Here is an 11,156-nt window from a genome sequence, read left to right on the forward strand (position 1 = left end):
CCTCCCGGTTCTGCTGCACTTGCGCTGTTCGCGTGCTGCACTTGCGCTCGTGTGCTGCTCTAGCGCTTCGTTCCTGGTCGCCTGCCAGGTTACTCGGGCCGCTCCCAGCTGTAGGCGCGCTCGACCTTGGCGACGTGCACGGCGTAGGACGAGTACCACTTCTCCCGGCCCAGGTTCCGCGCCATGGTGTGCTCGGCGTTGGCGCGCCAGGCCTTGACGTTCTCCTCGGTGTCGAAGTAGGCGACGGTGATACCGAGGCCGTCCGCACCACGGCACGCGTCCGAGCCGAGGAACCCCGGCTGCCGGGTCACCAACTCGGCCATCTGCTTCGCCATCTCGCTGTAACCGTGGTCGCCCTCCGCCCGGACGGAGGTGAAGACCACGCTGTAGTAGGGCGGTTCGGGCGTGCGGGCGGGGCGCCTGGCTTCCATCGGGGTCTCCTCCGGCTGCTGGTGCGGGCGTTGTTCTCGCCGCACTCGTCGTGACGATCATTGTGTCAGTCGGCTGTATGTCCGGACAGCCGCACCCACGGACGTCAGCTCGCACCGCTAAGGTGATCGGTCGAAGCGTCCGGGGGAGGACTTCCACATGTTCGGGATCATTCGTCCGTGCCGTCACCGGCTCGGCGAGAAGCTGCAGCGCAGCTGGATGGCGCATCTGTGCGGGCTCTGCCTCGCACTGCGCGACGGCCACGGCCAACTGGCCCGGACCGCGACCAACTACGACGGCCTGATCGTCTCCGTCCTGGTCGAGGCGCAGCGCCCGTCCACCCCGGACGACCGCCGTACCGCCGGTCCGTGCCCGCTGCGCGGGATGCGCTCGGCATCCGTCGCACGCGGTGAGGGCGCGCAGCTCGCCGCCGCCGTCTCCCTCGCGTTGGCGTCGGCGAAGGTCCGCGACCATGTCGACGACCGCGACGGCGCGTTCGCCCGGCGTCCGGTCGCCACGGCAGCGGGTGGCATGGCGGACCGTTGGCGACGCCAGAGCCTGCGCGGCGGCGCGGAGTTGGGCTTCGACATCGGCGTCCTCTTCGACACGCTGGCCCGCCAGACCGCGTTGGAGCGGTCCACGGGCCTCGGTTCCTCGGTGCTGCTGGTGACGGCCCCGACCGAGGATGCCACGGCCCTCGCACTGGAGCACACCGCCGCCCTCGCGGGACGCCCCGGCAACGCCGCAGCGCTGCGCGAGGCCGGCCGCTACTTCGGCCGCCTCGCCCATCTCCTGGACGCGGTCGAGGATCTGACGGAGGATCAGTCCACCGGCGCATGGAACCCGTTGGCCGCCACCGGTACGTCACTGGAGGAGGCCGAGCGCCTCTGCCGCGACGCCGTCCACGGCATCAAGCTCGCACTGGCCGAGGTCGAGATGGACGACCGGGTGTTGGCCCACCGCCTCCTGGTCCACGAGACAGACGCGGCGGTGCGCCGCACCTTCGGCCACGCCCGGGGCAGTTACCCACCGCCGCAGCCGCCGCCCGGCATGCCGCTACCGCCCATGGGCCCGAACCCCTTCGGCAACAGCCCCTTCGGGCCGCCGATCCCGCCCGTCCCGCCGGGCCGACGCCGCAACCCGTTGGCCGCGTGCGGGATCTGGGCGCTGCTCTGCTGCACCTGCCAGGCCTGCTGCCGCGAGGACTACGTCAACCCCTGCAACGGCCGTCACGTGCAGGGCCCGTGCAGCGACATGGACTGCGGCGACTGCTGCGACGGCCTCGAATGTTGCGAGTGCTGCGAATGCTGTGAGTGTCTGGAATGCTGCGACTGCGGCGGCTGCTGAGCACGCGTCAGGACGTGTCAGCACGGTCGGCTCATCGGCGGCCCAGATGCCGTTCCAGAAAGCCCAGTTCCTCCTGGACCGCCTGCTCGTGCGCGTCCAGGAACGGGGCGTAGTGCCCGCCAGGAAGGCTGACGACCTCGCCACGCAGGGCCCGTTCCGCCGCCGCGATCGCCGGTCCCGGCGGCGCCGTCAGGTCCTGGTCGCAGGCCACGACCAGCAGCGGGCAGCGCACCCGCGACGCCGCACGTCCGGGCCGGTGCAGCGGCATCGTCAGCGCGGAGCGCGCCGCGACCGCCTGCCGCCACTCCGGGTAGAGGCCGTCCGGATCGAGCGGATGCGGAACCACCCACCCGTCCGGCGTGGTCACCAGCGCCACCGTCCCCGGGGCCCCGGCCAGCGCGACGAGCAGTGGCTCACGCCCGAACACCCCACCGAGCGCGTCCCGCACGCCCCGCCCGACCAGTCGCAGCATCGCTCCGGGCGTCTGGTACCGCGCCGGCGCCCGTGTCGCGGCCACTCCGCCGACGTTGGCGCACTGCGCGACCACCGCCGCCACCTCCGGGGCCCGGGCCGCTGCCTCCATCACCAGCCCACCGGACGCCGAGAACCCCCACAGGGCGATCCGGCCCGGGTCCACGCCGGGCAACGAGCGCGCATACGCGATCGCCGCCAGCCAGTCGGCCACATGGTCCCGCAACCCCAGGACCAGCCGCGGACTGCCGCCGCTCTCCCCCAACCGCCGGTAGTCGAAGGCCAGCGCGCCGAACCCCGCCTGCTGGAACCGCCGCGCGAACCGGTCGGTCCCCGGCTCCTTCGGCACGGCGAATCCGCCCGCCATCACCACGCACGCCCCGTTGGTCCCGGGGTAGTACCACGCGACGCACTCCTCGCCGCCGCTGCTGAACCGGACCTTCTCCCGCTGCACGGACTCGAGCATGCCGACCTCCGGAACTCCGACGCCTGACGCCTGCGACGACTGCGACACCTATGGAACCTGTGGGAGCTGCGCTCCTGTGGCACCGACCGCCTGCTTCAAGTGAACCATCCGGTTCACATCACGTCCACCGGTTCTCCCTCACGCGGGTGGGGCATAGCCCCGCACCCGGACCAGATCGTCGATCAGCCGGACAAACGCCCTGGCGGCGGCGCTCTCGTAGGCGCCCTCTCGGCGCAGGAGGGCGACGGTTCGGGTCGGCAGCGGCGGATCGAGGGCGACGGGCACGAGGTGGGGGTGGTCGTGGGTGATGGCGTCGGGCAGGACGGTGGCCAGCTGAGTGCGCCGGACGATCTCGGTGAGTGCCTGGATGGAGTTGGCCTCGACCGCGATACGGGGCGCGATGCGGTGGCCCGCGAGATAGCCGTCGATATGGCCACGCGTGGCGAAGTCACCACTGAGGAGCGCCAGTTGTTCGTCCCTCAGGGCGCGGACGGGCAGCGGCTCCGACATCTCCCGGGTCCGCGCGGTGCCCGTGACCGGGCTGCCGGTGACCGGGCTGCTGGTGACCAGGCTCAGCGTCTCCGTGAACAGCGGGGTCGCGGCAATGCCGGGCAGGTGCGGGCCCGCGAAGGCGATACCGAGGTCCAGGTCGTCGGCGAGCAGGGCGGCCTCGACGCTGTCCTGGGTCGTCTCGGTGAGGGTCAGATCGACGCCGGGGTGGCGAGTCTGGAGCTCTGCGGTGAGCGGACCGACCAGGTAGGCGGTGAAGGTGGGGGTGACCCCCAGGCGCAGCCGGCCACGGGACAGGTCCTGGACGTCGTGGACGGCACGCTCTGCGGCGGCCAGGTCGCGCAGCGCACGACGGGCGTGGTCGGCGTAGACGGCACCGGCGTCGGTCAGCCGCACCGTCCGCCCGGTGCGGTCCAGCAGCTGCACCCCGAGGGTGCGTTCCAGTTGCCTGATCTGCTGGGAGAGCGTGGGCTGGGAGATGTGCAGGTCGTCGGCGGCGCGGGTGAAGTTGCCATGGTCGGCGACGGCGAGCAGGTAGCGCAGATGACGGAGTTCCGTAGCAGCCATGCGTACAACCATAGATGAGACCAATGGCTTCGATGTCCAGCAGCTCTTGGACACTATAGGAACAGGTCATGCATGGTGGATCTCACCAGCCCCCAGGGCCGGTCGCACCGAAGGGAGTGACCCACATGCAGGACCTCACCGAGGGTGTCGCGCGTTTCCAGCGGGACGTCTTCCCGGCCAGGACGGAGCTCTTCGCCCACCTGGCCACGCATCACTCGCCGCACACGCTGTTCATCGGCTGCTCCGACGCCCGCGTCGTCCCCGAGCTGATCACCGGCACCGAGCCGGGTGACCTCTTCGTCATCCGCACCGCAGGCAACCTGGTTCCCGCCTACAGCCCCGGCGGCGACGGGGTGACCGCGAGCATCGAGTACGCCGTCGCCGTGCTGGGCGTGCAGGACATCGTCGTCTGCGGCCACTCCGCGTGCGGCGCGATGACCGCGCTCGCCCAGGACCACGACCTCAGTGGCGCCCCGGCCGTCGCCGCCTGGCTGCGGCACGCGGACGCCTCCCGGGCCCGTGCCGCCGCCAACGCCGACGTTCCCGCCCTGGTCCGGCAGAACGTGCTGGCCCAGCTGGCGAACCTGGCCACCCACCCCTCCGTCGCCCGCGCCCTGGCGGAGAGTCAGGTCACCCTGCACGGCTGGGTCTTCGACATCGCCACCGGAGGCGTCGAGGAGCTGACCGCCACCGGCCCCGGCCTCGCGGCCTGACCCGCAACGGCCTCCCTGCTCTGATTTCGCCCGCCTCGCTCCGATCTCCCCACCGCAGAAAGAAGGACGTACCGATCATGGTGCACGCCCAGTTCGACCCGACCGCCCGCCAGGCCCTGGCCGTCGCCGCCGTCGACGCCAAGACCCGCAAGGACCTCTCCTGGCAGCAGATCGCCGACGTGTCCGGCCTGTCGGTGGCCTTCACCACCGCCGCCGTCCTCGGCCAGCACCCCCTGCCGGAGGCCTCCGCGAAGGCGGTCGCCGAGCTCCTCGGCCTGGACGAGGACGCGGCGCTGCTGCTCCAGACCATCCCGACCCGCGGCTCGATCACCGATCGGATCCCCACCGACCCGACCATCTACCGCTTCTACGAGATGCTCCAGGTCTACGGCACCACCCTCAAGGCCCTGGTCCACGAGCAGTTCGGCGACGGCATCATCTCCGCGATCAACTTCAAGCTCGACGTGAAGAAGGTCGCCGACCCCGAGGGCGGCGAGCGCGCCGTCATCACCCTGGACGGCAAGTACCTGCCGACCAAGCCGTTCTGACGACGTCCCCGCATCGGACGCCAATCGGCACCGGGGCGGGCCACCCTACGGGCCCGCCCCGACCCCCGCTCGTCACACTCCGGAGATCCCCATGGACTTCGTCCAACGCACCATCGACATCGCCCGCCAGAACGTCGCCGAAGGCGGCCGACCGTTCGCGACCGTCATCGCCAAGGACAGCCAGATCCTCGCCGAGAGCCCGAACCGGGTCGCCCAGACCAACGATCCCACCGCCCACGCGGAGATCCTCGCCATCCGCGAGGCCTGCACCAAGCTGGGCACCGAGCACCTGACCGGCACCACCATCTACGTCCTCGCCCACCCCTGCCCGATGTGCCTGGGCTCGCTGTACTACTGCTCGCCGGACGAGGTCGTCTTCCTCACCAGCCGCGACGCCTACGAGCCCCACTACGTGGACGACCGCAAGTACTTCGAACTCGCCACCTTCTACGACGAGTTCGCCAAGCCCTACCAGGACCGCCGACTGCCCATGCGCTACGAGCCGCGTGAGGACGCCGTCAGCGTCTACCGGCTGTGGCAGGAGCGCAACGGCGGCGAGCGCCGCGTCACCGGAGCCCCGACCGCGTGACGGCCGTGACGGCCGACCCTCCGATGCCCGACCGTCGGATGGATCTTTCGCGTTCCTCCCTCCCGTCCGTCCCGACTGGGGCATGATGCGGGAAGCTGCCGCACACAGCGGCACCAGTTCGGAGGGGAGGACAACGTGCAGCGCGCAACCGTTCTGCTCGGCGTCCTCGCCCTTCTCGGCAGGGTGCTGGACGCCCTGCTCCCGCACCCCGGCGCGCTGGGCTTCGCCGCCGTCGCGACGGCCACGCTCGCCCTGATGGTCTGCCTGGTCGCCGGCCAGATCCCCGTGCTCCACCTGCTCGGCCCGACGGCATCCGGTGGTCCGGAGCCGGCCGCCCGACGCGAGTACGCGTGGCTGACCGCCTTCATGCCGCAGCGCGACCCTGACGGACGCGGTCGCAGCCGCCCACGAGCACCGTCCGCCGCCTCCCGGGCGGCTGGTTCAGCATCCCGGGCCTGAGAGCTCGTTCTTCTCTCACGCCCGCATCTTGCGCGTCTCTTGCGCGAACCCTTCCGTGTCTCCCCACGGCCGTTGCTGACGGTCGCCCCCCGTGCCAGGACCTGTCACACGCCGCGCCGCGCTGACAACGCCGCGCGCCGAAAGGCCGGAGGGCCCACTCGTCATGTCAGCTTCCCTGTCGCCGTTCACCGTCCTCGACCCCGCGGTCGGCCTCGCCCGCGAGGCCGTCGGCCAGTTGTCCCACCTCATGCCCGTGGCCGTGGGCATCGTGGTGTTCACCCTCGCGGTGCGCCTGCTGCTGCACCCGCTCGCCCGCGCCGCCGCACGCGGCGAGAAGACGCGCAACCGCCTCGCTCCCCGCATCACCGCGCTGCGCGAACGGCACCGCAAGGACCCCGCCCGCATGCAACGCGAACTCACCACGCTCTACCAGGAGGAGGGCGTCTCGCCGCTCTCGGGCTGCCTGCCCTTCCTGCTGCAGGTGCCGTTCACCTCCGTGATGTACCGCCTCTTCACCAGCACCAGCGACCCAGCCTCGCAGGCCCTGCTGGGGCACACGCTGCTCGGTGTCCCCCTCAGCGCCCACCTGACCGCCCTCGCCGGAGCGGCACATGTCGCCGTCTTCGGCACCGTACTCGTCGGCCTGCTCGCGCTCGGCTACCTCGCCTACCGACGCACCCGCCGTGCGGCCGTGAAGTCCGGGCCACTGGCTTACCTCTCGTTCACCACGGCGGTCTTCGCGGCCTTCCTCCCGCTCGCGGCAGGCCTCTACCTGCTCACCACCACAGCCTGGACGCTCGGAGAGAAGGCCCTGCTGTCCTGATTCCTGTTCCCCTGCGCGGCCTCCTCACGGAGTCCGCTGCTCGCGTTCCAGCGAGCGCATCAGCGCTTCGAAGCCGACCCCTACGCCGGCTTCGTCGCCGCTGATCAGGCGCTCCAGCAGGAAGCCGCGCAGGCAGGCCAGGATCATCTCGGCCACCCCGAGCTTTCGCTCCTCGCTCCACTCGGGCGGACAGAGCGACACCAGGATCGGCAGGTACTGCGCCGACGCGTGCTGGCCCAACTGCCGGTGACGGTCAGGGTCGTACATGGCCAGCCCCATCGCCTGGTCCAACACCCGTGCAAGCCCGGGCTCCTCACCCATCAGCATCGGCCAGACCACGCGTACCCGCTCCGCCAGCGTCGACGCTCCGCCTTCCTCGCCCTCCTCACCCAGGGATGCGATCGCATGGTCGATCCGACGCTGCCGCAGTCGCCCGACAGCCTGACGGAGAAGGTCGTCGGCGCCGTCGAAGTGATAGAGCAGCACCTTGTGCGTGGTCCCGGCCGCGCGGGCGGCGCGGCGCAGCGAGAAGTCGACCAGCCCGTTGACGGCCAGGTCGTCGGTCACCCGGTCCAACAATTCCTGCCGCCGGGCCTCACCCCGCGGAGAGCCGGTTGAACGCCGGTAGCCTGCATTCGCTTCCACCTGCGGAGCGTACAACGCACGCGGCGGGGAAACACCCGCAACGCAGTGAAGCCCCCTGACACATGGTCAGGGGGCTTCACTGGAAAGATTGTTCGGCGGCGTCCTACTCTCCCACAGGGTCCCCCCTGCAGTACCATCGGCGCTGTGAGGCTTAGCTTCCGGGTTCGGAATGTAACCGGGCGTTTCCCTCACGCTATGACCACCGAAACACGATGAGATCATGCGATCAATAAAGTCGCTGTCTCAGAACAGCACAGTGGACGCGTAGCAACTATGGACAAGCCCTCGGCCTATTAGTACCGGTCAGCTCCACCCCTCACAGGGCTTCCACATCCGGCCTATCAACCCAGTCGTCTACTGGGAGCCTTACCCACTCATGGTGGTGGGAGTCCTCATCTCGAAGCAGGCTTCCCGCTTAGATGCTTTCAGCGGTTATCCCTCCCGAACGTAGCCAACCAGCCATGCCCTTGGCAGGACAACTGGCACACCAGAGGTTCGTCCGTCCCGGTCCTCTCGTACTAGGGACAGCCCTTCTCAAGACTCCTACGCGCGCAGCGGATAGGGACCGAACTGTCTCACGACGTTCTAAACCCAGCTCGCGTACCGCTTTAATGGGCGAACAGCCCAACCCTTGGGACCTACTCCAGCCCCAGGATGCGACGAGCCGACATCGAGGTGCCAAACCATCCCGTCGATATGGACTCTTGGGGAAGATCAGCCTGTTATCCCCGGGGTACCTTTTATCCGTTGAGCGACGGCGCTTCCACAAGCCACCGCCGGATCACTAGTCCCTGCTTTCGCACCTGCTCGACCCGTCGGTCTCACAGTCAAGCTCCCTTGTGCACTTACACTCAACACCTGATTGCCAACCAGGCTGAGGGAACCTTTGGGCGCCTCCGTTACATTTTAGGAGGCAACCGCCCCAGTTAAACTACCCACCAGACACTGTCCCTGATCCGGATCACGGACCCAGGTTAGACATCCAGCACGACCAGAGTGGTATTTCAACGACGCCTCCACACCAACTGGCGTTGATGCTTCAAAGGCTCCCACCTATCCTACACAAGCCGAACCGAACACCAATATCAAGCTATAGTAAAGGTCCCGGGGTCTTTCCGTCCTGCTGCGCGAAACGAGCATCTTTACTCGTAATGCAATTTCACCGGGCCTATGGTTGAGACAGTCGAGAAGTCGTTACGCCATTCGTGCAGGTCGGAACTTACCCGACAAGGAATTTCGCTACCTTAGGATGGTTATAGTTACCACCGCCGTTTACTGGCGCTTAAGTTCTCAGCTTCGCCCGACCGAAATCGGACTAACCGGTCCCCTTAACGTTCCAGCACCGGGCAGGCGTCAGTCCGTATACATCGCCTTACGGCTTCGCACGGACCTGTGTTTTTAGTAAACAGTCGCTTCTCGCTGGTCTCTGCGGCCACCACCAGCTCAGGCAGCAAGTGCCATCACCAACGGTGGCCCCCCTTCTCCCGAAGTTACGGGGGCATTTTGCCGAGTTCCTTAACCATAGTTCACCCGAACGCCTCGGTATTCTCTACCTGACCACCTGAGTCGGTTTGGGGTACGGGCCGCCATGAAACTCGCTAGAGGCTTTTCTCGACAGCATAGGATCATCCACTTCACCACAATCGGCTCGGCATCAGGTCTCAGCCTTAATGTGCGGCGGATTTGCCTACCACACGGCCTACACCCTTACCCCGGGACTACCACCGCCCGGGCTGGACTACCTTCCTGCGTCACCCCATCGCTCAGCTACTACCCTGTTGGATCGGCGGCTCCACCACTCCCTTCGGTCCGAAGACCTCCGGGCGGCTTCACGGCCTTAGCATTCAAAGGTTCACCGTTGGCGCTTCAAAGCGGGTACGGGAATATCAACCCGTTGTCCATCGACTACGCCTGTCGGCCTCGCCTTAGGTCCCGACTTACCCTGGGCAGATCAGCTTGACCCAGGAACCCTTGGTCAATCGGCGCAAGAGTTTCCCACTCTTGTATCGCTACTCATGCCTGCATTCTCACTCGTATACCGTCCACCACTAGGTTCCCCTGCGGCTTCACCCGGCACACGACGCTCCCCTACCCATCACAGCCTCCGTTGGGAGTCATGCTGCAATGACACGGCTTCGGCGGTGTACTTGAGCCCCGCTACATTGTCGGCGCGGAATCACTTGACCAGTGAGCTATTACGCACTCTTTAAAGGGTGGCTGCTTCTAAGCCAACCTCCTGGTTGTCTCTGCGACTCCACATCCTTTCCCACTTAGCACACGCTTAGGGGCCTTAGCCGGTGTTCTGGGCTGTTTCCCTCTCGACCATGGAGCTTATCCCCCACAGTCTCACTGCCGTGCTCTCACTTACCGGCATTCGGAGTTTGGCTAAGGTCAGTAACCCGGTGGGGCCCATCGCCTATCCAGTGCTCTACCTCCGGCAAGAAACACACGACGCTGCACCTAAATGCATTTCGGGGAGAACCAGCTATCACGGAGTTTGATTGGCCTTTCACCCCTAACCACAGGTCATCCCCCAGGTTTTCAACCCTGGTGGGTTCGGTCCTCCACACGGTCTTACCCGCGCTTCAACCTGCCCATGGCTAGATCACTCCGCTTCGGGTCTTGGGCGCGCGACTCATTCGCCCTATTCGGACTCGCTTTCGCTACGGCTACCCCACACGGGTTAACCTCGCCACACACCGCAAACTCGCAGGCTCATTCTTCAAAAGGCACGCAGTCACCCCAAAAGGGCTCCCACGGCTTGTAGGCACACGGTTTCAGGTACTATTTCACTCCGCTCCCGCGGTACTTTTCACCATTCCCTCACGGTACTATCCGCTATCGGTCACCAGGGAATATTTAGGCTTAGCGGGTGGTCCCGCCAGATTCACACGGGATTTCTCGGGCCCCGTGCTACTTGGGAGTTGCATAAGCGAGCCGTACAGATTTCGTCTACGGGGGTCTTACCCTCTACGCCGGACCTTTCGCATGTCCTTCGACTACCCATACGGTTTCTGACTCGCCCAGCCGCCGGCAGACGACTGAAACACAATCCCACGACCCCACAATGGCAACCCCTGCCGGGTCTCACACCACCATGGTTTAGCCTCATCCGGTTTCGCTCGCCACTACTCCCGGAATCACGGTTGTTTTCTCTTCCTGCGGGTACTGAGATGTTTCACTTCCCCGCGTTCCCTCCACACTGCCTATGTGTTCAGCAGCGGGTGACAGCCCATGACGACTGCCGGGTTTCCCCATTCGGACACCCCCGGATCAAAGCTCGGTTGACAGCTCCCCGGGGCCTATCGCGGCCTCCCACGTCCTTCATCGGTTCCTGGTGCCAAGGCATCCACCGTGCGCCCTTAAAAACTTGGCCACAGATGCTCGCGTCCACTGTGCAGTTCTCAAACAACGACCAGAAGGACAGCCTCGACAAGCGAGACCATTCCCTCAGGACCCAACAACGTGCCCGACACACAAACCCATCAGACCACCGCGTTCCACGCGCCGAAGCGCAGTACTAGCAGTCCCCTCAGGAACCCGTGTGCCGAATAGTCAACGTTCCACCCATGAGCAACCGTGCGAGACA

The 11,156-nt window shown here is 66.9% G+C and carries 10 protein-coding genes and 2 rRNA genes; 6 read left to right on the top strand and 6 right to left on the bottom strand.

The genetic code is table 11. The annotated features are described in order from the left end of the window. Nucleotides 1-89 precede the first annotated feature (89 nt). Nucleotides 90-431 carry an antibiotic biosynthesis monooxygenase gene (locus ABH940_RS07530; protein WP_370069047.1) on the bottom strand — a complete coding sequence of 114 codons (342 nt, stop codon included), beginning with the start codon at nucleotides 429-431 and terminating at the stop codon, nucleotides 90-92. 157 nt (nucleotides 432-588) lie between these two features. Between ABH940_RS07530 and ABH940_RS07535 the strand changes: the two genes are divergently transcribed. After that, entirely contained in the window at nucleotides 589-1,776 is a 1,188-nt protein-coding gene (locus ABH940_RS07535; protein ID WP_370104865.1) for a DUF5685 family protein, read from the top strand. Between the two features lie 31 nt (nucleotides 1,777-1,807). Here the strand turns inward: ABH940_RS07535 and ABH940_RS07540 are convergent, their stop codons facing one another. Continuing rightward, the gene (locus ABH940_RS07540; protein WP_370104867.1) at nucleotides 1,808-2,713 is read right to left on the bottom strand and encodes an alpha/beta hydrolase; all 906 of its coding nucleotides are present in this window, start codon (nucleotides 2,711-2,713) and stop codon (nucleotides 1,808-1,810) included. A 138-nt stretch (nucleotides 2,714-2,851) separates the two neighbouring features. Further along, complete coding sequence (gene cynR, locus ABH940_RS07545; RefSeq protein ID WP_370069041.1) at nucleotides 2,852-3,790, bottom strand: transcriptional regulator CynR; 939 nt, start codon at nucleotides 3,788-3,790, stop codon at nucleotides 2,852-2,854. A gap of 125 nt (nucleotides 3,791-3,915) precedes the next feature. Between cynR and ABH940_RS07550 the strand changes: the two genes are divergently transcribed. The 5 genes from ABH940_RS07550 (at nucleotide 3,916) to ABH940_RS07570 (ending at nucleotide 6,922) form a co-directional block, all read left to right on the top strand. Then, nucleotides 3,916-4,503: a carbonic anhydrase gene (locus ABH940_RS07550; protein ID WP_370069039.1), complete on the top strand. Its 588-nt coding sequence runs from the start codon at nucleotides 3,916-3,918 to the stop codon at nucleotides 4,501-4,503. A gap of 77 nt (nucleotides 4,504-4,580) precedes the next feature. Next, nucleotides 4,581-5,051, top strand: coding sequence for a cyanase (cynS, locus tag ABH940_RS07555; RefSeq protein WP_370069037.1), 471 nt, complete (start codon nucleotides 4,581-4,583; stop codon nucleotides 5,049-5,051). 91 nt (nucleotides 5,052-5,142) lie between these two features. Then, on the top strand, nucleotides 5,143-5,640 hold the full coding sequence (locus ABH940_RS07560) for a nucleoside deaminase (protein WP_370069035.1): 498 nt from the start codon (nucleotides 5,143-5,145) through the stop codon (nucleotides 5,638-5,640). Nucleotides 5,641-5,775: 135 nt separating this feature from the next. Continuing rightward, nucleotides 5,776-6,099 (top strand): DUF6412 domain-containing protein, encoded by a 324-nt coding sequence (locus ABH940_RS07565; RefSeq protein WP_370069033.1) that lies wholly within the window; start codon nucleotides 5,776-5,778, stop codon nucleotides 6,097-6,099. 163 nt (nucleotides 6,100-6,262) lie between these two features. Next, a complete protein-coding gene (locus ABH940_RS07570; protein ID WP_370104869.1) occupies nucleotides 6,263-6,922 on the top strand; it encodes a YidC/Oxa1 family membrane protein insertase in 660 nt (219 codons plus the stop codon). A gap of 24 nt (nucleotides 6,923-6,946) precedes the next feature. Here the strand turns inward: ABH940_RS07570 and ABH940_RS07575 are convergent, their stop codons facing one another. The 3 genes from ABH940_RS07575 to ABH940_RS07585 form a co-directional block, all read right to left on the bottom strand. Beyond that, nucleotides 6,947-7,567 (bottom strand): TetR/AcrR family transcriptional regulator, encoded by a 621-nt coding sequence (locus tag ABH940_RS07575; protein ID WP_370069029.1) that lies wholly within the window; start codon nucleotides 7,565-7,567, stop codon nucleotides 6,947-6,949. Nucleotides 7,568-7,657: 90 nt separating this feature from the next. Next, nucleotides 7,658-7,774 (bottom strand): 5S ribosomal RNA (rrf, locus tag ABH940_RS07580). 66 nt (nucleotides 7,775-7,840) lie between these two features. Then, nucleotides 7,841-10,943, bottom strand: a 23S ribosomal RNA gene (locus tag ABH940_RS07585). Between the last annotated feature and the right edge of the window lie 213 nt (nucleotides 10,944-11,156).

Origin of the sequence: Streptacidiphilus sp. BW17 (assembly GCF_041262485.1) — a bacterium.
Classification (GTDB): domain Bacteria; phylum Actinomycetota; class Actinomycetes; order Streptomycetales; family Streptomycetaceae; genus Streptacidiphilus.